Raw genomic sequence first — 24,284 nt, 5'->3', positions numbered from 1 at the left:
AGAAAGACAGCAGCATGGACAAACCTGCCCACCGCACCCTCGCGGGCGTCGTCGTTCCCGACGCTCCCATAGTCGATGCCGCAATCGAACATGCGCGGCAGCACTGCGCGCCGTATCTGTTCAACCACGTCGTCCGCTCGTGGCTGTTCGCGGCAAGGCTCGGACAATTGCAGAACGTGGTGCACGATGAGGAGGTGCTCGCGGTCGGCACCCTGCTGCACGACATCACGCTGAATGAAAGCTTCGCCGGACCGCGCCGCTTCGAGGTCGAAGGCGCGGACCTGGCGCGGCACTTTGCCGCCGAGCGCGGCTTCGACCGGCGCCGCGCCCAGCTGATCTGGGACAGCGTCGCGCTGAACTCGACCCCGTCGATCGCTCTCTACAAAGAGAGCGAGGTTGCACTCGCCACGGCCGGCATCTGCTTCGACGTCATCGGGCTGCAATACGACATCATCCCCGCCGCCGAAGTGTCGCGGATCGTCGCCGAATTCCCGCGAATGCAGATCAAGCGGCAATTCCGCCGCTGCTTCTGCCATATCGCAAGCACCAGGCCGGAAACAAGCTACGACAATTTCATCCGGGATTTCGGCGAACGCTTTGTCGAAGGATACAGCGCGCCTTCGGTGGTTGATCTGGTGGATGCCGCGCCATTCCCCGAGTAGGATTGCATCTCAACCCCACCTGAGCGACCGCGACGACAAGCTTATCCGAAATCCGGTCGCGGGCCGCTCCGGTCGAACCAAGCACGGCAGTATCTTATCGCGCGCAAAACGCGCGCGCGACCGAAGCGCCTAACCCCCGCCCGGATAGTTCGGGCTCTCGCGCGTGATGGTGACGTCGTGGACGTGGCTTTCGCGCAGGCCCGCGCCGGTGATGCGGACGAACTGGGCCTTGTCGTGCAGCTCCTTCATGTCGCGTGCGCCGACATAGCCCATCGCGGCGCGCAAGCCGCCAGCGAGCTGGTGCATGACGTTGCCGACCGGGCCCTTGTAGGGCACCTGGCCCTCGATGCCCTCGGGCACGAGCTTGAGCGTGTCCTTGATGTCCTGCTGGAAGTAGCGGTCGGCAGATCCCCGCGCCATCGCGCCGACCGAGCCCATGCCGCGATAAGCCTTGTAGGACCGGCCCTGCCACAAAAACACTTCGCCGGGCGTCTCGTCGGTGCCGGCGAGCAGCGAACCGACCATGGCAATGTCGGCGCCGGCCGCGAGCGCTTTTGCAAGGTCGCCGGAATATTTGATGCCACCGTCAGCGATGACGGGGATGTCGGCCTTCTTCGCCGCTTCGACCGCATCCATGATCGCGGTGAGCTGGGGCACGCCGACGCCGGCGACGATGCGCGTGGTGCAGATCGAGCCCGGGCCGATGCCGACCTTGATGCAATCCGCGCCCGCATCGATCAGCGCCTGCGCGCCTTCCGTGGTGGCGACGTTGCCGGCGACGACCTGCACCGAATTGGACAGGCGCTTGATGCGGTTCACCGCCTGCAGCACGTGACGGGAATGGCCGTGCGCGGTGTCGACGACGACAAGGTCGACGCCGGCATCGATCAGCCGCTCGGTGCGCTCGAAGCCGGTATCGCCGACCGTGGTGGCGGCAGCGACGCGAAGACGCCCCTGCCCGTCCTTGCAGGCGAGCGGATGAGCAACCGCCTTCTCCATGTCCTTCACGGTGATGAGCCCGACGCAGCGATATTGATCGTCGACCACCAGCAGCTTCTCGATGCGGTGCTGGTGCAGCATCCGCCGCGCCTCATCCTGGTTGACATTCTCACGGACTGTGACGAGCCCTTCACGGGTCATCAGCTCGGAGACTTTTTGCCGGCGGTCGGTGGCAAAGCGCACGTCGCGGTTGGTGAGGATGCCGACCAGCTTGCCGGGCGTGTTCTTGCCGGCGCCGGTGACGACGGGAATGCCGGAGATGCCGTGATCGCTCATCAGCTTGAGCGCGTCGTCGAGCGTGGCGTCGGGGCTGATGGTGAGCGGGTTCACCACCATGCCGGACTCGTAGCGCTTGACCTGCCGCACCTGGGCGGCCTGCCCTTCGGGATCGAAATTGCGGTGGATGACGCCAAGGCCGCCGGCCTGCGCCATGGCGATCGCCATGCGGGCCTCGGTGACGGTGTCCATGGCCGAGGCCATGATCGGGATGTTGAGCGGAATGGCGCGGGTGACGCGAGAGCGAATGTCGACCTCGCCCGGCATGACGTCGGACAGGCCCGGCTTCAACAGCACGTCGTCGAACGTAAAGGCTTCGCGGATGCCCTGAAGTTGCACCGTGGCCATCTGCCAACTCCTTCCTGCGGCCCTGCCGCAAATGCTAATGGATGAGCGCCGCCCTCGGCGTCCCTTGCGGCAACGCCTTGAGAATCGGAGCCCATCGGTGGGGTTGACGCGGGTCGATAGCACGGCCGCGTGACGAATCAAAGCAATTCGGGCCGCTGGCCAGCCATGCACAGGGGTTTTTTGGCCGATTCAGCGGGGTTGGGCTCGGTACGCCGTCCCTCCACCGGTCATTCCGGGGCGCGACGAAGTCGCGAGCCCGGAATCCATCGCGCAGCGGATGCTGCAGTCCGATGGATTCCGGGTTCGCGCCAAGTGGGCGCGCCCCGGAATGACGAAAGACGGTCACACCGTTGTTACGCGGGATTTAGGTGCCATGCATGGATCCGCAATGGTCGGCGGCGGACGGCGGTGATAAGCCGCAACTCCACTCCTCCTTCCGATTTCATTGCCCTCATGGTCGACAAGCAACGCGTCATTCCGCTGATCGTGGCCACGGCTCTCTTTATGGAGAACATGGATTCGACCGTGATCGCCACCTCGCTGCCGGCGATCGCGGCCGACATCGGCACCAGCCCGCTGACGCTGAAGCTCGCGATCACCTCCTATCTGCTGTCGCTCGCGGTGTTCATTCCGGCGAGCGGCTGGACCGCCGACCGGTTTGGCGCGCGGATGGTGTTCGCGATCGCCGTCGGCGTGTTCATGGTCGGCTCGGTCGGCTGCGCGCTCTCGACCTCGGTCACCGACTTCGTGTTCGCGCGCATCCTGCAAGGCATGGGCGGCGCCATGATGACGCCGGTCGGGCGCCTCGTGCTGCTGCGTTCGGTCGATAAGAGCGCGCTGGTCAACGCCATGGCTTGGGTGACGGTCCCTGCCCTGATCGGTCCCGTGATCGGCCCGCCGCTCGGCGGCTTCATCACGACCTATGCGTCCTGGCACTGGATCTTCCTGATCAACATCCCGATCGGGCTGCTCGGGATCTTCATGGCGCTGAAGTACATCGACCCGATCAAGAGCGAGGAACGCGAGCCATTCGATCTCTACGGCATGGTGCTCTCTGGGCTGGGGCTCGCAGGCATCGCCTTCGGCCTTTCCGTTGCCGGGCTCAACCTGCTGCCATGGAGCACGGTGGCCGCGCTGGTCGTGGGCGGAGCGATCTCGATGACGCTCTACGTCATCCACGCGCGGCGGACCAGATCGCCGGTGCTGGACTTCTCGCTCCTGAAGCTGCCGACGCTGCGCGCAGCCGTGTTCGGCGGCTTCCTGTTCCGGCTCGGCATCGGCGCGCTGCCGTTCCTGCTGCCGCTCCTGATGCAGATCGGCTTCGGCCTGTCGCCGTTCCATTCCGGCCTCGTCACCTTTGCCTCCTCGCTCGGGGCGATGGGCATGAAGACGCTGGCAGCGCGCATCATCCGCACCTTCGGCTTCCGCAATTTGATGACGGTGAACGCGATCGTCAGCGCGTTCTTTCTCGGCGTCTGTGCGCTGTTCACGGTGACGACGCCGCTGCTCATCATCATGGTGATCCTGGTGGTCGGCGGCTTCTTCCGCTCGCTGCAGTTCACTGCGATCAACACGGTCGCCTATGCCGACGTCGAGACCGCGCAGATGAGCCGCGCCACCACCCTCGTCAGCGTCAACCAGCAGCTCGCGATCTCGGCCGGCGTCGCCGTCGGCGCGGCCTGTGTCGAGACCACGATGTGGTTCAGCCATGTCAGCGAGCTCAACGCCACGGTGTTCGCGCCCGCCTTCGTCGTAGTCGCGCTGACCTCGGCGGCCTCGAGCTGGTTCTTCTGGCAGATGCCCGCGGACGCCGGCCACGAGATTTCTGGACGCAAGGCGGTGGAGATCGCGAGCCGCAAGGGCGCCGGCAAGGGTGCGGAGAAGGCCGCGGTCAAGGCGGCGTCCGAGGATACGCAGGACGTGCGGGATCAGCGGCTGGGGTAGTCTCCTCCCGTCATTGCGAGCGAAGCGAAGCAATCCAGAATCTCTCCGCAGAAGCACTCTGGATTGCTTCGTCGCAAGAGCTCCTCGCAATGACGGAGTACGTAGCTACGCCGCTCCGCCGCCTCGAAATCCCGTCGCCAGCACATAGCGTTCGGACGAATCCTGCCGGCTCGCCGCCGGCTTGACGTGACGCACCGTTGCAAAGTCGCGCTTGAGCTGGGCGAGCAGCTCGGCATCGGCGCCGCTCTGGAACGTTTTCGCCAGGAACGTGCCGCCGGGTTTGAGCACGTCGCAGGCAAAGGCCGCCGCCGTCTCGACCAGGCCGACGATGCGGAGCTGGTCGGTCTTGCGGTGGCCGGTGGTGTTGGCGGCCATGTCGGACATCACGACGTCGGCCTTGCCGCCCAGCATCGCGGTGAGCTTCTCGGGCGCGTCGTTGTCCATGAAGTCGAGCTGCGCGAAATCGACCCCGGGAATCTCCGGCATCTCCAACAGATCGATCGCGACGACCTTGCCCTTGCCTTCCAATGATCCGACGCGCTTGGCGGCAATCTGGCTCCAGCCGCCGGGCGCCGCGCCGAGATCGACCACGGCCATGCCAGGCTTCAGAAGCCGGAACTTGTCGTCGATCTCCAGCAGCTTGAACGCGGCGCGGGAGCGATAGCCCGCCGCCTTGGCTTTGGCGACGTAGGGATCGTTGAGCTGCCGCTCCAGCCACAGCTTCGACGACAATTTGCGCTTGCCGCCGGTCTTGACCTGAACGTGCAAGCGGCCGGTGGTGTCCTTGGCCATACTCACCAGCTCCTGAGCGCACCGTCCTCGCGCATCATCTCGACCAGCATGCCCTCGCGCAAGCCGCGGTCGGCGACGCGCAGGCGCGGCAGCGGAAAGGCGCGGCGGATAGCGTCGAGGATGGCGCAGCCCGCCAGGACGAGATCGGCGCGCTCGACGCTGATGCAGCTGTTGGCGGCACGCTCCTCGTAGCTCATGCCGAGCAGCTTGTTGATGGTCGCGGTGATGTCGGCATCGTTCATCCAGATGCTGTCGATGCGGCGGCGGTCATAGCGCGCGAGGTTGAGATGGATGCCGGCCAGCGTCGTCACCGTGCCCGACGTGCCGAGCAGGTGCATGTCGGCGAGATCGCGGCCGTGCTCCTCGGCGAATGGCGCGACGTGGCTTGCGACCTCCTGCTCCATGGTGGCATAGATCTCTGGCGTGACGTCGCGTCCGCCGAACTGCTCAGCGAGCGTGACCACACCATAGGGAATCGACATCCAGGCCTTGATGCGCGGTTCCGGCTTTTCCGGGTCGCGCTCGATCCGCACCAGCTCGGTGGAGCCGCCGCCGATGTCGAACAGGATCGCGCCCCGCCCCCTGGGATCGACCAGCGGCGAGCAGCCCAGCACGGCGAGGGCGGCCTCGGTCTCGCGGTCGATCACCTCGAGCTCGATGCCGGTCTCGGCCGCAACGCGGCTGCGGAAACCTTCCGCGTTCGAAGCCGCGCGGCAGGCTTCGGTCGCGATCAGCCGCAGCCGACGCGCCTTCCGCAGATTGATCTTGTCGCGGCAGATGCTGAGCGCGGCGATGGCGCGCTCGATCGCGGCGTCGCTAATGCACCCCGTCGCCGAGACGCCCTCCCCGAGCCGGATGATGCGCGAGAAGGAATCGACCACACGAAAGCCGTCCTGGGTCGGACAGGCGATCAGCAGCCTGCAATTGTTGGTGCCGAGGTCCAGCGCCGCATAGACGCCGGTTCCCGGCGCCTGCGCGCCGACGGCCGGATTGGTGGCCAACGCCACCGCCGCCATCGACCCCTCCAGCTCGCTATGCGGCGCATGGCCGTCGCGGAGCCGCGTGTGGTCATTCATACAAACTGTCTTTCCGCGGCCGGTCGGGCCGGTTTGGAATTGATTATTCGCCTGAAACATTAGCAGCGCGGCAGGCCTGCGCAACAACGCATCACATGGGACCATGTCCAATCGTGCGTTGTCGTGAACGGGGGTGGTGGGTTATTTGAGGGAGTCCGGTGCTCCGCTGCCGCGAAAATGCGCAAATGCCGGCTTTTCAGGTCAATTCCCATGCAAGAACACACCAAATCGTCGACGCTCGAGAACGCTATTGCACTGCAAAAGTATGGCGTCGGGCAACCGGTCCGCCGCAAGGAGGATGACACGCTGGTGCGCGGCAAGGGCTGCTACACCGACGATTTCAACCTGCCGAACCAGGCCTATGCCGTAGTCGTCCGCTCGACCCATGCCCATGGATTCATCCGCAGCATCGGCCTCGATGCCGCCAAGGCGATGCCGGGCGTGCTGGGGGCGTGGTCCGGGAAGGATCTTGATGCCGCCGGCTATGGCCCCTTCACCTGCGGCCTGCCGCTGAAGAGCCGCGACGGCTCGCCCCTGCTCCAGACCAACCGCCAGCCCCTGGCGACCGACAAGGTCCGCTTCGTCGGCGATCCCGTCGCCTTCGTGGTGGCCGAGACGCTGGCTCAGGCGCGCGACGCGGCCGAGGCGGTCGACCTCGACATCGAGCCGCTGCCGGCGGTGACGGACCCGGAGCAAGCCGCCAAGCCCGGCGCGCCGCAGCTCTATGACCACATTCCTGGTAACGTCGCGCTCGACTACCACTATGGCGACATGGACAAGGTGAACGCCGCCTTCGCCAGCGCCGCTCATGTGACCAAGCTCGACATCGAGAACACCCGCGTTGCCGTGGTCTCGATGGAGCCGCGCGTGGGGCTTGCCTCCTACGACAAGAAGACCGAGCGCTACACGCTTCAGGTGCCGACCCAGGGCGTTGCCGGCAACCGCGCCAATCTCGCGAAGAACCTGAAGGTGCCGAACGAGAAGGTGCGCATCCTCACCGCCAATGTCGGCGGCTCCTTCGGCATGAAGAACATCAACTATCCCGAGTACATGTGCATTCTGTATGCGGCGAAGGCACTGGGACGCCCGGTGAAGTGGCTGGACGAGCGCTCGACCAGCTTCCTCTCCGACAGCCACGGCCGCGCCCAGAAGATCCACGCCGAGCTCGCGCTCGATGCCGAGGGGCACTTCCTCGCAGCAAAGCTGTCCGGCTACGGCAATCTCGGCGCCTACATCACCGGCGTCGCGCCGGGGCCGCTTTCGCTCAACACCGGCAAGAACTTCTCCAGCGTCTATCGCACGCCGCTGATGGCGGTCGACATCAAAGTGGTGCTGACCAACACCACGCTGATGGGGGCCTATCGCGGCGCCGGCCGGCCCGAGGCGAACTATTACATGGAGCGGCTGATCGACCGCGCCGCCGACGAGATGGGCATCAACCGGCTGACCTTGCGCAAGCGCAACTTCATCAAGCCGAACCAGATCCCGTTCGCGGCGTCCTCCGGCGTCACTTATGACAGCGGCGACTTCCAGGCCGTGTTCAACAAGGCGCTCGAAATCTCCGACCACGAGAACTTCGCCAAGCGCAAGAAGGAGAGCAAGAAGGCGGGCAAGCTGCGCGGCATTGCGGTCGGCTCCTATCTCGAGGTCACGGCGCCGCCGAGCCCCGAGCTCGGCAAGATCGTGTTCGATCCTGACGGCACCGTGCAGCTCATCACCGGCACGCTCGACTACGGCCAGGGCCACGCCACCCCGTTCGCGCAGGTGCTGTGCGATCAGCTCGGCGTCCCCTTCGAGAGCGTCAAGCTCGTGCAGGGCGACAGCGATATCGTCCACACCGGCAACGGCACCGGCGGCTCACGCTCGATCACCGCGACGGGCCAGGCCATCGTGGGGGCCGCAAAGCTCGTCATCGAGAAGGGCAAACGCGCCGCTGCACATATGCTGGAAGCATCCGAAGCCGATATCGAGTTTGCCGACGGCAGCTTTACGATCGCCGGCACCGATCGCAGCATCGACATCATGGAGCTCGCCAAGCGTCTGCATGACGGCAAGGTGCCGGAGGGCGTGCCTGACAGCCTCGATGTCGACCACACCAGCGAACCGGTCGCCTCGGCGTTCCCGAACGGCTGCCACGTCGCCGAGGTCGAGATCGACCCGGACACCGGTGTGGTGCAGATCGTGCGCTACAGCGCGGTCAACGATTTCGGCACGGTGATCAACCCGATGCTGGTCGCGGGCCAGCTCCATGGCGGCGTGGTCCAGGGCATCGGCCAGGCCCTGATGGAGCACATTCGCTACGACGACAATGGCCAGCCGATCACGGGCTCGCTGATGGACTACGCCCTGCCCCGCGCGGAGGACGTCCCCAACATGACGGTCGGCGACCACCCGGTGCCCGCCACCACCAATCCGCTCGGCAGCAAGGGCTGCGGCGAAGCCGGCTGCGCCGGCAGCCTGTCGACGGTGGTGAACGCGGTGCTCGACGCGCTGTCGGAGTACGGCATCAAGCACATCGACATGCCGCTGACCCCCGAGCGGGTGTGGCGCGCGATCCAGGAGGCGAAGGCCAAGGCGGCGTAAGGGGCACTGTCGTCGCCACAAACTCTACTGTCATCGCCCGGCTTGACCGGGCGATCCAGTACTCCGAGACGGCAGCGATTGACCGAGAAGCTGCGGCGTACTGGATTCCCCGCCTTCGCGGGGAATGACGACGTCCTTGATTGACGGGCGTGGGCTTTCCCAACTGTCCGCTACGCCGCCGCCTGCTCGCGCGGCTGGTAGATCGCGGTGTGCTGGCAATGCGCGAGCGGCGTCGTGCCGTTGGCGACGACCAGCGCGTCGAACTCGACGAAGCGGTGGCCCTTCTTCTCGTAATTCGCAGTGACCTTGGCCCGCGCCGTGATCTCGTCGCCGGCGCGCGCGGCGGACAGCAGCTGCATGCGGCTGCCCACGTGGATCCAGGGACCCAGGATGGTGTTGTCCACCAGGACGCGGTTCATGACGCGCTGGATCAGGCCGGGATGGCCGAGGCTCTCGCGGGCAAAAATCGGATCGGCCTCCCTGACGTCAGTGAGATAGTCGGCCGCATCCTGCCCGGCCCACCGGCGCGGCGTCGTGCCCAGCCATTTGCCCAGCTCGAATGTCGCAGGACTGACAGGCTTGCGCTCGGCGGCGGCGGGGACTTCGACATAGTCGCTCAACGACACCGCCGGCACCGCCGCCGGCAGCGACGCCGTTCCCGTGGCACACAGCTCGGTGCGACTGAACACCTCGATGGTCAGCAGGCCGTTGTGCTCGGTGGCATCGACATCGGCGGTCTCGCCGTCATAGACCGGCTTGATGAAGCGGGCCTCGACCAGCCCGCGAGAGAGGAAATCGCGGCCCCAGCGCGCGATCGGCACGTGCATCATGTAGGCGAAGACGTCGACGCCGGGGACCAGCCCGCCGGAAAAGCCGAAGCGGCGGGCCACATTGTCGTCGTGCATCTTGTTTTCGGACTGCCTGGCGGTGTTGTAGGCCTCGACGCGGTAGGTTTCGAGCCGGTTCGGCATGACTGGCCTTTCCCCTGTTCTTGTTGTTTCAGGAGCGATCGTAGGGCCTGAGGAACTGGGGTCAATCCCCTCGCCTTTGCGGCCCGAATGCGGTACCACGCGGCGGAATGACCGAGACCCCGACCCGCATCTATGTCGACGCCGACGCCTGTCCGGTGAAGGACGAAATCTATCGCGTGGCGATCCGGCACGGCGTGCCCGTGAGCGTGGTCGCCGGCAACTTCATCCGCGTGCCGCAAGACCCGCTGATCGAGCGCATCGCCGCAGGCGCCGGCATGGACGCCGCCGACGACTGGATCGCCGAGCGCGCGAGGCCTGGCGACGTCGTGGTGACCTCGGACATTCCGCTGGCCAGCCGCTGCGTCAAGGCGGGCGCCGACGTGATCGCGCCGAACGGCAAGCCGTTCACCGAAGAATCGATCGGGATGACGCTGGCGGTGCGCAATCTGATGACGGACCTGCGATCGGCCGGCGAAGTCACCGGCGGCCCGCGCTCGTTCTCGCCGCGAGACCGCTCCAGCTTCCTCTCGGCGCTCGACCAGACACTGCGCCGGATCCAGCGCCGCCGCGCAGATCAGGCCGCAACGAGCCAAAGTTAGCCATGGCCCCGCCGCTGATCCAACTCAAAGACATCAGGCTGACCTTCGGCGGCACGCCGCTGCTGTCGGGCGTCGAGCTCAACGTCGCGCCATCCGAACGGGTCTGCCTGATCGGCCGCAACGGCTCCGGCAAATCGACCCTTTTGAAGATCGCGGCCGGCCTGGTCGAGCCTGACGCCGGCACACGCTTCGTGCAGCCCGGCGCAACGGTGCGCTACCTGCCGCAGGAGCCGGATTTCGGCGCGCACAAGAGCACGCTCGCCTATGTCGAGTCCGGGCTCGCGCCGGGGGACGACCAGCACCAGGCGCGCTATCTCCTGGAGCAGCTCGGCCTCACCGGCGAGGAGAACCCGCACAACCTCTCCGGTGGCGAGGCGCGCCGCGCGGCGCTGGCCTTCGTGCTGGCGCCCTCGCCCGACATCCTGCTGCTGGACGAGCCGACCAACCATCTCGATCTCGCCACCATCGAATGGCTGGAGCAGGAGCTCGACTCCAGGCGCAGCGCGCTCGTCATCATCAGCCATGACCGCCGCTTCCTCACCAATCTCTCGCGCTCCACCGCCTGGCTCGACCGCGGCAGGATCAAGCAGATCGACCGCGGCTTTGCCTCGTTCGAGAGCTGGCGCGACGAGGTGCTGGCCGAGGAGGAGCGCGACCAGCACAAGCTCGACCGCAAGATCGTCGACGAGGAGCACTGGCTGCGCCACGGCGTCTCCGGCCGCCGCAAGCGCAACGTCAAGCGGCTCGCCAATCTGCATGCGCTGCGCGCCCAGCGCCGCAACTATCGCGGCACCGCCGGCAGCGCCAACCTCGCAGCCAGCGAAGCCGAGCAGTCCGGCAAGCTGGTGATCGAGGCCAAGGGCATCACGAAGTCTTACGGGGAGCGCAAGATCGTCGAGAATTTCTCGACCCGCATCCAGCGCGGCGACCGGCTCGGCATCATCGGGCCGAACGGCGCCGGCAAGACCACGCTGGTCAACCTGCTCACCGGCGGCATGCAGCCGGATTCCGGGACGATACGTCTCGGCGCCAATCTGGAGATGGCGACGCTCGACCAGCATCGCGAAAGCCTCGATCCGAAATCGACACTGGCGGAAGCGCTCACAGGCGGCCGCGGCGATCAAATCATGGTCGGCGGCAAGCCGAAGCACGTCGTCGGCTACATGAAGGACTTCCTGTTCGCGCAGGAGCAACGCGGCACACCGCTGGAGGTGCTCTCGGGCGGCGAGCGCGGCCGGCTGATGCTGGCGCGAGCGCTGGCAAAGCCGTCGAACCTCCTGGTGCTGGACGAGCCGACCAACGATCTCGACCTCGAAACGCTCGACGTGCTCGAGGAGATGCTTGGCGACTACGAAGGCACCGTCATCCTGATCAGTCACGACCGCGACTTCCTCGACCGCGTCGTCACCTCGGTGATTGCGCCGGAGGGTAACGGCAAGTGGACCGAATATGCCGGTGGCTACAGCGACATGCTGAGCCAACGTGGCGCCGATTTGAAGCGCGAGGCGCCGAAAGCGCCACCGCTGGCGGAGAAGAAGGACGAGCGCGCAGCGGTCCCCTCGTCCGCGCCCAAGCGCAAGCTCAGCTTCAACGAGAAGCACGCGTTGGAAACGCTGCCGAAGAAGATGGAAACGCTGCACGCCGATATTGCAAAATTGCAGCGTGTGCTCGACGACCCCGGTCTCTATGCGAAAGATCGCAAAAAATTCGACGACACCTCGGCTGCCATCGCCAAGGCGCACGAAGAACTGTCCGCCGCCGAAGAGCGTTGGCTCGAACTCGAAATGCTCCGCGAAGAGATTGAACAGGCATAACTCATGACAACAACTCTTGCAGCCAAGATCGCCCGCGAATACGGCACACCCTGTGCCGTCATCGACATGGACAGGGTCGAGCGTAACATCGCGCGGATCCAGAAGGCCTGCGACGACGCCGGAATCGCCAATCGCCCCCACATCAAGACGCACAAGAACCCGACCATTGCCAAGATGCAGGTCGCGGCCGGCGCCAAGGGCATCACCTGCCAGAAACTGGGCGAAGCCGAGATCATGGCCAATGCCGGCATCGACGACATCCTGATCAGCTACAATCTGCTGGGCGATGAGAAGATGGCGCGGCTCGGCGCGCTGCAGGCGAAGGCCAACATGACGGTGGCGGCCGACAATTCGACCGTCGTCGCCGGCCTGCCTAAGGCGGCTGCGGCGTCAGGCCGCCCGCTCTCGGTCGTGGTCGAATGCGATACCGGGCGCAAGCGCGCAGGGGTCGAGACCCCGGCCGAGGCCATTGCGCTGGCGCGCGAGATCGCGGCCTCCAAGGGCCTCGAGTTCGCCGGCTTCATGCTGTATCCGACCGAGACCGGCTGGGCTGAGGCCCAAAAGTTCTACGACGAGGCGCTGGCTGGCGTGCGCGCGCACGGGCTCGACGCCAAGATCGTCTCGACCGGCGGCACGCCGAACCTCGTCAATATCGGCAAGCTCAAGGGCGGCACCGAGCACCGCTTCGGCACCTACATCTACAACGATCGCATGCAGGTCGCCGCGGGCTCGGCGACCTGGGACGATTGCGCACTGCACATCTATTCGACCGTGGTCAGCCGCGCCGCGCCCGAGCGCGGCATTCTCGATGCCGGCTCGAAGACGCTGACCACGGATACCGGCGGGCTCGACGGCCACGGCCTGATCCTGGAGCATCCCGAAGCCAGAATCGCCAAATTCGCCGAGGAGCACGGTTTTCTCGATCTGTCCCGCAGCAACACGCGGCCCAATGTCGGCGACGTCGTCCGCATCGTGCCGAACCACGTCTGCGTCGTCGTCAACATGATGGACGAGGTGGTGATGGTGCGCGGCGAGGAGATCATCGGCACGCTGCCGGTGGCCGCGCGTGGGAAGCTGCGGTAGGTGTACGCGCGCCGTTGCCACGGCCGTCATTGCGAGGAGCTCTTGCGACGAAGCAATCCAGACTTCCGCGGAGGAGGGATTCTGGATTGCTTCGCTGCGCTCGCAATGACGGTGGTTAACGACTGACCCACCCCAGCACGCCCCTGCCCGCCGCAGCCCCGGTCGCGAAGGACGCCTGCAAGAGATAGCCGCCGGTCGGTGCTTCCCAATCCAGCATCTCGCCGGCCGCAAACGTGCCCGGCAGCTTGCGCAGCATGAATTGCTCATCGAGCTCGTCGAACCTTATTCCACCCGCGGTCGAGATCGCGCGATCGATCGGCGCCACTCCGGTGAGCTGAACCGGAACAGCGTTGACCAGATCTGCGAGCTCCGCCGGCGAGAACGCCGCCAGCGGCCGGCCGGAGGCGATGGCGGCCTCCTGCATGAGGCCGATGCCGACCGGCGACAATTGCGCGGCCTTGCGCAGGAAGTTCGCCAGCGATTGCTTGCCGCGCGTGCCTGACAGCCGCGTGGTCAGCGCAGCGGTGTCGAGATCGGGCCGCAACACGATCATCAGCGTCGCCTGTCCGAGATTCAGCACAGCCTCGCGCAGTTCCGCCGACAACGCGTAGATCGCGCCGCCTTCGATGCCGCTGCGGGTGATCATCGCCTCTCCGCGCACCGTGTGCGCACGAAGCGTCAGCGCCACGCCCTTGAGCGGCTGGCCTTCGAAACGGTCACGGAACACTTTGGACCATGCGACCGTGAAGCCGGAATTGGCCGGCCGCAGCTTCGAGACGGCAATGCCCTTTGCAGCGAGGATGTCGACCCAGCCGGCGTCCGAGCCGAGCCGCGGCCAGCTTGCGCCGCCGAGCGCGAGCAGCGTGGCGTTCGCTTCGATGGCGGAGACGCCTTTCGGCGTCTGAAAGATCAACCGACCCTCGCCGTCCCAGCCGATCCAGCGATGGCGAAAAGCAAAGCGGACACCGGCGGCATCGAGCCGCCGCAGCCAGGCGCGCAGCAAGGGCGAGGCCTTGAACGTTTTCGGAAACACGCGTCCGCTGCTGCCGACGAAGGTCGGCTCGCCCAGCGCCTCGCTCCAGGCACGTAGCGCATCGGGCGAAAATGCCTCGACCGCCGCCTGCAGCTTCGGTGCGGCCTCGCGATAGCGCGCCATGAATTGCGGCAGCGGTTCGCTGTGAGTGAGGTTGAGTCCGCCGCGGCCGGCCATCAGGAATTTGCGCCCCGCTGACGGCATCGCGTCGTAGACAGTGACGCGGGCGCCGCCTGACGCCAGCACCTCCGCCGCCATCAGCCCGGCGGGACCTGCGCCGATGACGGCGACGTCGGTCAGAGCTTGATCCCCGCCCGCGCCGCGGCCTGGGCGACGTATTTCTGCGTCTGCTCGAACGCGCCCTGCAGCGCCCTGGCCTTCGACATGTCGCTGATCTCGGCGAAATGCGCGGCGATCGCATCCGGCGTCCACTCGCTCTCCGGCAGGTTGATACCTTCGCTCTCCAAAATCTTGATCACCGCAAACGAGCCGGCACCGGCGCCCATGATGGTGCGGGTCGGCGCATCCTCGCTCAGCATGTACTCGACCGCAGGGGTGATCGCGTTCGGCTTCATCAGTTGCAGCGCCTGCGGCGGCAGCAGCTCTTCGGTCATGCGCGTCGCCGCCGTCGGCGAGATGATGTTGACGCGGATGTCGTTCTTGCGGCCCTCCTCGGCGAGCACGTTCATCAGGCCGACCATGCCGGACTTCGCGGCGCCGTAATTGGCCTGACCGAAATTGCCGTACAGGCCCGAGGATGAGGTGGTCAGCACGATGCGGCCGTAATTGCGGTCACGCATGCCGGCCCAGGCCGCCTTGCAGCAATAGAAAGTGCCGACGAGATGCACGTCGAGTACCTTTTGGAAATCGGCCACCTCCATCTTGCCGAACGACTTGTCGCGCAGGATGCCGGCATTGGCGCACAAGAGATCGACGCTGCCCCACTCCTTGGTAGCGCGCTCGACCATGGCGGTGACCTGCTCGAAATTGGAGACGTCGGCGCCGTCGGCCATCGCGATGCCGCCGGCCTTGCGGATCTCCTCGACCACGGCCTCGGCCGGCGACAGCGAGCCTCCGGTGCCGTCGCGCGCGCCACCGAAATCGTTGACCACGACCTTGGCGCCGCGGCTCGCCAGCCCCAGCGCATGCGCGCGTCCGAGACCATTGCCCGCGCCGGTGACGATGGCGACGCGTCCGTCGAACCTGATTGGCATAGTGGGTTTCCCAGATGTTAGCCGTCATGGCCGGGTTTGACCCGGCCATCCATCAAAATCGACAGGCTTTTGAGCAGCGATGGGTTGCCGGGTCAAGCCCGGCAAGGACGGCACGGGCCTACTCGAAATAGATCAGGCCGAGCCAGTCGGCGACGAGCGCCGGTTTATCCTCGCCCTCGATCTCGACCGTGACGTTGGTGCGGGACTGGAGCTCGCCTGGCTTGCGGAGCTTGGCTTCCGCCAGCACGAAACGGCCACGCACGCGCTTGCCTGAGCGCACCGGCGAGATGAAGCGCAGCCTGTCGAAGCCGTAATTCACGCCCATCGTGGTGCCCGCAATCACGGGCATCACCTCGTAGGACATGATCGACAGCAGCGACATCGTGAGAAAACCATGCGCAATGGTAGTGCCGAACGCGGTTTCCTTCTTCGCGCGTTCCGGATCGACGTGGATGAACTGGTGATCTTCGATCACGTCGGCATAGCTGTCGATGCGGGGCTGATCGATCAGGTGCCACGACGATACGCCGATCTCCTTGCCGATCATGGCCTGATAGGCCTCGAGCGTAACAGGCGGCTTCTTCCAGACTTCGTTCACTTAGGTCTCACTCCGTGTCTTCGCCAGCTCCGGAAAATCCTCCTCACGGAATTCCCGGCCGCGCAAGGGATCGCTGCGATCGTCGTCGCGTTCGAGCCGTCGTAGCTGGACGCGGCGGATCTTTCCAGAGATCGTCTTCGGCAGCTCGGTGACGATTTCGAGGCGGCGGATGCGCTTGAACGGGGCCAGACGCGCGTGCAGGTGCTTGAAGATCGATAGCGCGGTTTCCGGCGAGCGTTCTGCACCCGCGGTCAGCAGCACGAACGCCTTGGGGATCGCGAGCCGGATTGGATCCGGGCTCGGCACCACCGCAGCTTCCGCGACCAGCTCGTGCTCGAGCAGGACGCTCTCCAGTTCGAACGGGCTGATGCGATAATCGGAGGATTTGAAGACGTCGTCAGAGCGGCCGACGAAGGTCAAGTAGCCGTCCTCATCCGCGAATACGACGTCGCCACTGCGATAGAGCGCGCCTGCGGCGCCGGACAATTTGCCGTCGTCGCCCTGATAGCCCTGCATCAGGCCGGCGGGGCGGTCGGCGCCGAGCACCAGCGTCACCTCGCCCTCCTTTGCGGGATGGCCGTCGGCATCGCTGATCTGCACGCGATAGCCCGGCAACGGACGGCCCATCGAGCCGATCTTGATCGGCTGGCCCGGCGAATTGCCGGCGAGCGCCGTGGTCTCGGTCTGGCCGTAGCCGTCGCGAATGGTGAGGCCCCAGGCCGCCTGCACCTGATCAATCACCTCGGGATTGAGCGGCTCGCCGGCGCCGCAGACCTCGCGAAGCGCCACCTTGAACGAGGCGAGGTTCTCCTGGATGAACAGCCGCCACACCGTCGGCGGCGCGCACAGCGTGGTGACGCCGCAGCGGCCGATGGTGGCAAGCAGCGACTTGGCATCAAAGCGCGGCTGGTTGACCACGAACACGGTCGCACCCGCATTCCACGGCGCGAAGAAGCAGCTCCAGGCATGCTTGGCCCAGCCGGGCGAGGAGATGTTGAGATGGACGTCGCCGGGCTTCAGCCCGATCCAGTACATCGTCGAGAGATGGCCGACGGGATAGCTGCGCTGACTGTGTCGCACCAATTTTGGTTTTGCTGTCGTACCCGAGGTGAAATACAGCAGCATCGGATCGTCGGCATTGGTCGGACCATCAGGCGCGAAGCTTTCGGATGCTTTTGCTGCTTCGTCATATGCCAGCCAACCGTCGGAGGCCGCGCCGACGACGATGCGAACGACATTCTCGGCGCCTAGGCTCGTGAATTTCGCGACCTGGTCCTGCGCGGCGACCACTGCCCTTGCCTTGCCGCGATCGAGCCGGTCGCGCAGCTCGTCGGCGGTCAGCAGCGTCGTGGCGGGAATGACGACCACGCCGAGCTTCATCGCGGCAAGCATCGTCTCCCACAGCGGAACCATGTTGCCGAGCAGCAGCAGGAGATGGTCGCCGCGCCGGAGGCCCTGCGCGCGGAGGAAGTTGGCGACCTGGTTGGAGCGGCGCGACAGCGCCGCGAAGGACAGCTTCGTCTGCTTGTCCTGGGCGGCATCGACGATCCAGAGCGCGGGCCGATCCTTGCTGTCCGCATTGGCCGCGAGCTCGGCGTCGAACCAGTCGAGCGCCCAGTTGAAAGGAACCGGATCAGGCCAGCGGAAGCCTTTGACCGCTGCCTCGTAATCCGTACGGTGTTGCAGAAGGAACGCGCGTGCTTCCTGGAATGTGGTCATCAAGCTTTCCCGGCTAAACTCCTAACGTGCTTGATAATTCCGGAAAAATCCACCCCGCCCTGGCCGGCTGCGTCGAAAGACTGATAGATCTCCTGCGCATGCTTGCCGAGCGGCGTGGCCGCGCCCGCGGCCTTGGCCGCCTCCTGCGCCAGGGTGAGGTCCTTCACCATCAGCGCCGAGGCAAAGCCCGGCTTGTAATCGTTGTTGGCCGGCGAGGTCGGCACCGGGCCCGGCACCGGGCAATAGGTCGTCAGCGACCAGCACTGGCCGGACGAGGTCGAGGCCACATCGAACAGCGCCTGATGCGAGAGCCCGAGCTTTTCACCGAGCGCAAAGGCCTCGCTCACCGCGATCATGGAAATGCCGAGGATCATGTTGTTGCAGATCTTTGCGGCCTGGCCGGCACCGGCGCCGCCGCAATGCACGATCTTCTTGCCCATATTCTCGAGCACGGGCTTGGCCGCGGCAAATGCCTTCTCCTCGCCGCCGCACATGAAGGTGAGCGTCGCACCCTTGGCACCGCCCGTGCCGCCGGAGACCGGCGCATCGACCGAGAGCACGCCGTGCTTGGCGGCGAGCGCATGCGCGGCTCGCGCGCTTTCGACGTCGATGGTGGAGCTGTCGATGATGAGCGCACCCTTGGTCATGGCGGGCACGACCTCGTTCCAGACGCCGAGCACATGCTTGCCTGCGGGCAGCATGGTGACGACGACATCGGCGCCCTTCACCGCGGCCGGGGCGCTGTCGGCGATGCTGGCGCCATCGGTCTTGGCCTGATTGCGCGAGGCTTCGACAAGATCGAACGCCACCACCTTGTGGCCGGCCTTGACGAGGTTGGCCGCCATCGGGCCGCCCATGTTGCCGAGACCGATGAATGCGATCGTCGCCATTGTCGTTTCCTCCGCTACAGCGTTGTTAATTGAACTTCAATTCGTCCGCGCCGATCTCGGCGAAATAGGGCGCAAGCACCTCCGGCGTCACATCCTCGATCCGCGGCGGCGACCAGGTCGGGTTGCGGTCCTTGTCGATCACGGCGGCGCGCACGCCCTCGCGAAAATCATCGCTCCGAAACACCTCCAGCGCGGCGCGGTATTCGCGAACCAGGCACTCTTCCAGGCTCGATCCGCGCGCAAGGCGCAGTAGCTTCAGCGTGACCACCATGCCGCGCGGCGATTTTTCGTTCAGCGTCTTCAGCGTGGCCAGCGCGAACTCGGAACCATCGCGCTTCAGCGCAGCGACAATGTCCTCCATGCGGTCGAAGCCGAACAACGCATCGATGACCGGCTCCCTGGCGGCGACCGGCCCCGCAGTCTCGCCGGAGGCGAAGCCGTCGATGAGCTTGCTGACATCGGCTGCGGTCGCACCGGACCGCAGCTTGGTCAGCGCCTCGCGCAGCTCCGGCAATCTCGCCGCCGGCACCACCCAATCGGCAAACTTCGCGTAGATCGCGTCCGGCCCGTTCATGGTCTGGCCGGTCAGCCCGAAATAGGTGCCGATCTCGCCCGGCGCATGCGACAGCAGATAGGTGCCGCCGACATCGGGGAAGAAGCCGAGGCCGACTTCGGGCATCGCTAGCTTGGTGCGGTCGGTGACGACACGATGGCTGGCATGCGCTGAAAGCCCGACGCCGCCGCCCATCACGATGCCGTCCATGAAGGCGACATAGGGCTTTGGAAACTTCTTGATCCGGGCATTGAGGATGTACTCCTCGCGCCACAGGATCTTGCCGAGATCGCCACAAGCCTTCGAGCTTTCCCAGAGCGTGCGGATGTCGCCGCCGGCGCAAAGGCCGCGCTCGCCGGCGCCTTCCAGCAGGATCACGGCAATTGCAGGATCAACTTCGAAGCGATCGAGCGCCTTGTCGATGTCGCGAAACATCTCCAGCGTCACGGCATTGATCGCCTTGGGACGATTGAGCCTGATGATGCCGGCGGCGCCTTCGACGCGCGCGACGAGATCGCCCTCTTCCGCTCCGCTCATCGCGCGCCCTCGATCAGTTTGCGCGCCACGATGAGCCGCATGATTTCATTGGTGCCTTCGAGTATCTGGTGCACGCGTAAGTCGCGCACGATCTTCTCAATGCCGTATTCACTGAGGTAGCCGTAGCCGCCGTGGAGTTGCAGCGCATGGTTGGCAACCTCGAACCCGACATCGGTGCCGAAGCGTTTAGCCATGGCGCAGAGCATGGTGGCGTCGGGGTCTTTGCGATCGAGCGCCGCGGCGGCGCGCCACAGGAAGGTGCGCGCGGCCTCCAACTCGATCGCCATGTCGGCGAGACGGAATTGCAGCGCCTGCAATTCGTCGAGCCGCTTCCCGAACGCCTTGCGCTCCTTCATGTAGGCGCGCGCCTTGTCGAGTGCTGCTTGCGCGCCGCCGAGCGAGCACGCCGTAATGTTGAGACGGCCGCCGTCGAGGCCGGCCATCGCGATCTTGAAGCCTGTGCCCTCCTCGCTCAGGCGATTGGCCTCAGGCACGCGGGCGTTCTCGAATATCACCGCGCGGGTCGGCTGCGCGTTCCAGCCCATCTTGCGTTCATTGGCGCCGAAGGAGACACCCGGCGCCTTGCCGTCGATCACGAGCGTCGAGATGCCGCCGGGACCGTCGCCACCGGTACGTACCATCGCGACCAGAATATCCGTTCCGCCAGCGCCGGAGATGAATTGCTTCTGGCCGTTTAGGACGTAGTGGTCGCCGTCGCGCACGGCGCGCGTGCGCAGCGCCGCGGCGTCCGAGCCGGCACCCGGCTCGGTCAGGCAGTAGCTTGCGATCAGCTCCATGGTGCAGAGCTTCGGCAGCCATTGGTGGCGCTGGGTGTCGCTGCCGAAGGCATCGATCATCCAGCTCGCCATGTTGTGGATGGAGATGAAGGCCGAGGTGGTCGGGCAGCCCGTCGCCAGCGCCTCGAAGATCAGCGCTGCGTCGAACCGCGTCATGGCGGAGCCGCCAACATCGTCGCGGATATAGATGCCGCCCATGCCGAGCTTGGCGGCTTCGCGCATCACCTCGACTGGAAAATACTTCTCCTCGTCCCAACGCAGCGCGTGCGGCGCGATCCTTTCCGCCGCAAACGCCAGCGCCATGTCGCGAAGGACGACCTGATCCTCGTTCAGAGCGAACTGCATGCTGGGCTGCTCACTATTCTCGTCATTGCGAGGAGCGAAGCGACGAAGCAATCCAGAGTAGTTCCGCAGTGACAGTCTGGATTGCTTCGCTGCGCTCGCAATGACAGGCTGGGCTACAGCCTTACTTCATCAGCGGGATCGAGAACTCCGCGCCTTCCTTGACGCCGGACGGCCAGCGCGAGGTCACCGTCTTGGTCTTGGTGTAGAAGCGGATCGAATCCGGTCCGTGCTGGTTGAGATCGCCGAAGCCCGATTTCTTCCAGCCGCCGAAGGTGTAATAAGCGATCGGCACCGGGATCGGCACGTTGATGCCGACCATGCCGACGTTGACCCTGGCCGCGAAGTCGCGCGCGGCATCGCCGTCGCGGGTGAAGATGGCAACGCCGTTGCCGTAATCGTGGTCGGACGGCAGCGCCAGCGCCTCCTTGTAGTCGTGCGCGCGCACCACCGAGAGCACCGGGCCAAAGATCTCTTCCTTGTAGATCCGCATGTCCTTGGTGACGTTGTCGAACAGCGAACCGCCGAGATAGAAGCCGTTCTCGTAACCCTGCATCTTGAAGCCGCGGCCGTCGACGGCGAGCGTCGCGCCTTCCTTGACGCCGATGTCGATGTAGCTCTTGACCTTCTCGACCGCCTCGCGGGTCACGAGCGGACCGTAGTCGGCCGACGGATCGATCGAGGTGCCGATCTTCAAGGACTCGACGCGCGGGATCAGCTTTTCCATCAGGCGGTCGGCGGTGGACTTGCCGACGGGGACCGCGACGGAAACGGCCATGCAGCGCTCGCCGGCCGAGCCGTAGCCGGCGCCGATCAGCGCGTCGACGGCCTGGTCCATGTCCGCGTCCGGCATGACGATGGCGTGGTTCTTGGCGCCGCCGAAGCACTGGCAGCGCTTGCCGGTCTGCGCGGCGCGCTCGTAGATGTACTGCGCGATCGGCGTCGAGCCGACGAAGCCGATGGCCTTGATGTCGGGATCGTCGAGGATGGCGTCGACCGCCTCCTTGTCGCCGTTGACGACGTTGAGGATGCCGGCGGGCAGGCCCGCTTCCATCATGAGTTCAGCGAGCAGCATCGGCACGCCGGGGTCGCGCTCCGAGGGCTTGAGGATGAAAGCGTTGCCGCAGGCGATCGCCGGCGCAAACTTCCACATCGGGATCATCGCCGGGAAATTGAACGGCGTAATGCCTGCGACGACGCCGAGCGGCTGACGCATCGAATAGATGTCGATGCCGGGGCCAGCGCCTTCGGTGTACTCGCCCTTCATCAGATGCGGAATGCCGCAAGCGAATTCCGCGACTTCTAGGCCGCGCTGGATGTCGCCCTTGGCGTCGGGGACGGTCTTGCCGTGCTCGCGCGCGAGCAGCTCGGCGAGCTTGTCGTAATCGCGCTGGACCAGCTCAACAAATTTCATCATGACGCGGGCGCGGCGCTGCGGGTTGGTCGCGGCCCATTCGGGCTGTGCGGCGCGCGCGTTCTCGACGGCGGCGCGGACCTCGGCCTTGGACGCCAGCGCCACCTTGGCCTGAACGTCACCGGTCATCGGCTCGAAAACGTCGGCGGTGCGGCCAGAGGTGCCCTTGACCTCCTTGCCACCGATGAAATGTCCGATTGAACGCATGGAATGGTCTCCTTCAGGCCGAGCGTGGTCGCTTTGACAAATCCTATTGACCTGCATTTTATAGGATTCAAGTCTGAGATAATGCACCATAGATGTGCGAAAATGCTGGATCAAGGCGCTATCGATTGGGACGACTTTCGCTTCGTGCTGGCCATCGTGCGGGGCGGCTCGGTGTCGGCTGCGGCAAAACAGCTGGGGGTCGACCATGCCACCGTGATCCGCCGCGTCGACCGGCTGGAGAAGCACCTCTCGGCCAAGCTGTTCGACCGGCGCAAGACCGGCTACCTCCTCACCGAGGCCGGCCAGCGCGTCGCCGACAGCGCCGAAGCCATGGAATCGACCATCGTCGCCAACCAGGAGCAGGTCGGCGGCTCCGTGGCGCGGCTGACCGGCACGGTGCGGATCGGCGCGCCTGATGGGTTCGGCACCGCCTTCCTGGCGCCGCGGCTGACGCCGTTCGCGGACCGCTATCCCGATCTCGATCTGCAACTTGTGGCCACCGCGCGGCTGTTTAGCCTCTCCAAGCGCGAGGCCGACATCGCCATCAGCCTGACCATGCCCAAGGAAGGCCGCATCGTCGGCCGCAAGCTGCTCGACTATCGCCTTGGGCTCTACGCGGCCCCCGCCTATCTCGACCGCTTCCCGAAAATCGCCTCGCGGCAGGATCTGACGCAGCACCGCTTCGTCGGTTACATCGAGGAACTCCTGTTCACGCCGGAGCTCGATTATCTGCCCCAGGTGTCGCCGCGGATTTCCGCACGCTTCCGCAGCGCCAATCTGATCGCCCAGCTCAACGCCACGCTCTCAGGCTTCGGCATCGCCGTGCTGCCGCACTTCATGGCGAGCGACTATCCGCAGCTCGTCGCCGTGCTGCCCGACGAGATCTCGATCACGCGGACGTTCTGGATGTTGATGCACGCCGATAGCAAGGACCTGGCGCGGATCAGGGCCGTGGCGGATTACATCTCGGAGATTGTCGAGCGCGAGCGGGCGTTGTTTGCTGGGCGGTGAACGGCGGTCTCGTAGGGGTCTCGTAGGGGTCTCGTAGGGTGGGTTAGCCGAAGGCGTAACCCACCTCTTCCGTCTCCGCGGACGAACACAGTGGTGGGTTACGCCAAGCGAATGCGCTTCGCGCAATCGCATGGCTAACCCACCCTACACGGCATTTCGCCTAGTTCTGTTTCGCCTTCTTCGCGGCCGCCACCTTCGACTCACGCTTCGCTCCCTCGAGCGCGTGGTCCCGGCCGGCCTTCAGCATCTCGTCGGACAATTCGCTCGAGCCGGCGATGCGCGCCAGCAGCATGGTTCCGGCCATCGTCGCGAGCGTCGCGATCGCCTGCTTGCGTGCCGCCTTGCGGGGCATGTTCGGGATGGTGTCGGTCAGGGCCTCGATCATCTCATCCAGCTTGCCGGCAAAGGCCTTGCGTGTCTTCGGACTCTCGCGGGCGATCTCGGCTCCCAGCGCGGGAATCGAGCAGCCGTGACCGGGATTGTCGCGATGCAGCGTGGACAAATAGCTCTCCGCGATCAGCGCCAGCCGCTTTTCCGGAGCGACCTCGCCGGTGAGCTTGCGCCAGTGTTCCATCGAACGGTCCATCGCGTAGGCAAAAGCCTCAATCACCAGCGCCTCGCGGGAATCGAAATGCGCGTAAAAGCCGCCGTGGGTCAGGCCCGCCTCTTTCATGAGGTCGGCGACGCCGATACCGTGGGCACCCTTCTCCCGCAGCCGCACCGAGGCCTTCTTCACGATGCGATCGTGGGTTTCCTGCTTGTGTTCCCGGGAATAGCGCATGCGGATCTCATTGAATGTCGGAGATCATCTCATAACACGCA

General features: G+C 65.5%; 20 protein-coding genes. 7 read left to right on the top strand and 13 right to left on the bottom strand.

All coding sequences use genetic code 11. The features are described 5' to 3' along the window. The first annotated feature begins 14 nt into the window (after window positions 1-14). The gene (locus I6F12_RS07545) at window positions 15-662 is read left to right on the top strand and encodes a hypothetical protein (RefSeq protein WP_225155887.1); all 648 of its coding nucleotides are present in this window, start codon (window positions 15-17) and stop codon (window positions 660-662) included. A gap of 129 nt (window positions 663-791) precedes the next feature. Here the strand turns inward: I6F12_RS07545 and guaB are convergent, their stop codons facing one another. After that, window positions 792-2,285 carry an IMP dehydrogenase gene (guaB, locus tag I6F12_RS07540; protein WP_036001027.1) on the bottom strand — a complete coding sequence of 498 codons (1,494 nt, stop codon included), beginning with the start codon at window positions 2,283-2,285 and terminating at the stop codon, window positions 792-794. A gap of 453 nt (window positions 2,286-2,738) precedes the next feature. Between guaB and I6F12_RS07535 the strand changes: the two genes are divergently transcribed. Beyond that, entirely contained in the window at window positions 2,739-4,229 is a 1,491-nt protein-coding gene (locus I6F12_RS07535) for an MDR family MFS transporter (protein ID WP_225140203.1), read from the top strand. Window positions 4,230-4,334: 105 nt separating this feature from the next. Here I6F12_RS07535 and I6F12_RS07530 read toward each other — a convergent pair whose 3' ends face one another. Then, complete coding sequence (locus I6F12_RS07530) at window positions 4,335-5,021, bottom strand: RlmE family RNA methyltransferase (protein ID WP_036022539.1); 687 nt, start codon at window positions 5,019-5,021, stop codon at window positions 4,335-4,337. A 2-nt stretch (window positions 5,022-5,023) separates the two neighbouring features. After that, a complete protein-coding gene (locus I6F12_RS07525) occupies window positions 5,024-6,097 on the bottom strand; it encodes a Ppx/GppA phosphatase family protein (RefSeq protein ID WP_225155886.1) in 1,074 nt (357 codons plus the stop codon). A 210-nt stretch (window positions 6,098-6,307) separates the two neighbouring features. Between I6F12_RS07525 and I6F12_RS07520 the strand changes: the two genes are divergently transcribed. Next, the gene (locus tag I6F12_RS07520; protein ID WP_225155885.1) at window positions 6,308-8,680 is read left to right on the top strand and encodes a xanthine dehydrogenase family protein molybdopterin-binding subunit; all 2,373 of its coding nucleotides are present in this window, start codon (window positions 6,308-6,310) and stop codon (window positions 8,678-8,680) included. Between the two features lie 170 nt (window positions 8,681-8,850). Here I6F12_RS07520 and I6F12_RS07515 read toward each other — a convergent pair whose 3' ends face one another. Further along, window positions 8,851-9,651 carry a hypothetical protein gene (locus I6F12_RS07515; RefSeq protein WP_225155884.1) on the bottom strand — a complete coding sequence of 267 codons (801 nt, stop codon included), beginning with the start codon at window positions 9,649-9,651 and terminating at the stop codon, window positions 8,851-8,853. A 107-nt stretch (window positions 9,652-9,758) separates the two neighbouring features. Between I6F12_RS07515 and I6F12_RS07510 the strand changes: the two genes are divergently transcribed. The 3 genes from I6F12_RS07510 to I6F12_RS07500 are packed head-to-tail and all read left to right on the top strand — an operon-like array spanning window position 9,759 to window position 13,147. Next, complete coding sequence (locus tag I6F12_RS07510; RefSeq protein ID WP_225155883.1) at window positions 9,759-10,250, top strand: YaiI/YqxD family protein; 492 nt, start codon at window positions 9,759-9,761, stop codon at window positions 10,248-10,250. Between the two features lie 2 nt (window positions 10,251-10,252). After that, a complete protein-coding gene (locus I6F12_RS07505) occupies window positions 10,253-12,064 on the top strand; it encodes an ATP-binding cassette domain-containing protein (RefSeq protein ID WP_036001046.1) in 1,812 nt (603 codons plus the stop codon). A gap of 3 nt (window positions 12,065-12,067) precedes the next feature. Continuing rightward, window positions 12,068-13,147: a D-TA family PLP-dependent enzyme gene (locus tag I6F12_RS07500; RefSeq protein WP_225155882.1), complete on the top strand. Its 1,080-nt coding sequence runs from the start codon at window positions 12,068-12,070 to the stop codon at window positions 13,145-13,147. Window positions 13,148-13,262: 115 nt separating this feature from the next. Here the strand turns inward: I6F12_RS07500 and I6F12_RS07495 are convergent, their stop codons facing one another. The 8 genes from I6F12_RS07495 to I6F12_RS07460 form a co-directional block, all read right to left on the bottom strand. Continuing rightward, window positions 13,263-14,480 carry a TIGR03862 family flavoprotein gene (locus I6F12_RS07495; RefSeq protein ID WP_225156134.1) on the bottom strand — a complete coding sequence of 406 codons (1,218 nt, stop codon included), beginning with the start codon at window positions 14,478-14,480 and terminating at the stop codon, window positions 13,263-13,265. Continuing rightward, window positions 14,477-15,394 (bottom strand): SDR family NAD(P)-dependent oxidoreductase, encoded by a 918-nt coding sequence (locus tag I6F12_RS07490; protein WP_225141536.1) that lies wholly within the window; start codon window positions 15,392-15,394, stop codon window positions 14,477-14,479. The genes I6F12_RS07495 and I6F12_RS07490 overlap by 4 nt, the downstream gene beginning before the upstream one ends. A 118-nt stretch (window positions 15,395-15,512) precedes the next feature. Further along, a complete protein-coding gene (locus tag I6F12_RS07485) occupies window positions 15,513-15,992 on the bottom strand; it encodes a MaoC family dehydratase (protein WP_036001055.1) in 480 nt (159 codons plus the stop codon). After that, a complete protein-coding gene (locus I6F12_RS07480; protein ID WP_225155881.1) occupies window positions 15,993-17,711 on the bottom strand; it encodes an AMP-binding protein in 1,719 nt (572 codons plus the stop codon). Next, window positions 17,711-18,631, bottom strand: a complete 921-nt coding sequence (gene mmsB / locus I6F12_RS07475; protein WP_345944149.1) for a 3-hydroxyisobutyrate dehydrogenase — start codon at window positions 18,629-18,631, stop codon at window positions 17,711-17,713. Before mmsB ends, I6F12_RS07480 begins: the two co-directional genes overlap by 1 nt. Then, window positions 18,627-19,691 carry an enoyl-CoA hydratase/isomerase family protein gene (locus I6F12_RS07470; protein ID WP_225155880.1) on the bottom strand — a complete coding sequence of 355 codons (1,065 nt, stop codon included), beginning with the start codon at window positions 19,689-19,691 and terminating at the stop codon, window positions 18,627-18,629. Before I6F12_RS07470 ends, mmsB begins: the two co-directional genes overlap by 5 nt. Further along, a complete protein-coding gene (locus I6F12_RS07465; RefSeq protein ID WP_225155879.1) occupies window positions 19,688-20,833 on the bottom strand; it encodes an isobutyryl-CoA dehydrogenase in 1,146 nt (381 codons plus the stop codon). The genes I6F12_RS07470 and I6F12_RS07465 overlap by 4 nt, the downstream gene beginning before the upstream one ends. A 121-nt stretch (window positions 20,834-20,954) precedes the next feature. Further along, window positions 20,955-22,451: a CoA-acylating methylmalonate-semialdehyde dehydrogenase gene (locus I6F12_RS07460; protein WP_036001072.1), complete on the bottom strand. Its 1,497-nt coding sequence runs from the start codon at window positions 22,449-22,451 to the stop codon at window positions 20,955-20,957. Between the two features lie 102 nt (window positions 22,452-22,553). On the opposite strand from I6F12_RS07460, the gene I6F12_RS07455 reads away from it, so the two are divergent. Continuing rightward, window positions 22,554-23,462, top strand: a complete 909-nt coding sequence (locus tag I6F12_RS07455; protein ID WP_036034254.1) for a LysR family transcriptional regulator — start codon at window positions 22,554-22,556, stop codon at window positions 23,460-23,462. A gap of 160 nt (window positions 23,463-23,622) precedes the next feature. Here I6F12_RS07455 and I6F12_RS07450 read toward each other — a convergent pair whose 3' ends face one another. Continuing rightward, a complete protein-coding gene (locus I6F12_RS07450; protein ID WP_036001077.1) occupies window positions 23,623-24,243 on the bottom strand; it encodes a TetR/AcrR family transcriptional regulator in 621 nt (206 codons plus the stop codon). Window positions 24,244-24,284 lie beyond the last annotated feature (41 nt).

This window comes from Bradyrhizobium sp. IC4059 (assembly GCF_020193615.1).
Lineage (GTDB): Bacteria > Pseudomonadota > Alphaproteobacteria > Rhizobiales > Xanthobacteraceae > Bradyrhizobium > Bradyrhizobium yuanmingense.
The sequence above is the reverse complement of the archived record's forward strand: the minus strand, read 5'-3'. Positions and strand labels throughout refer to the sequence as shown.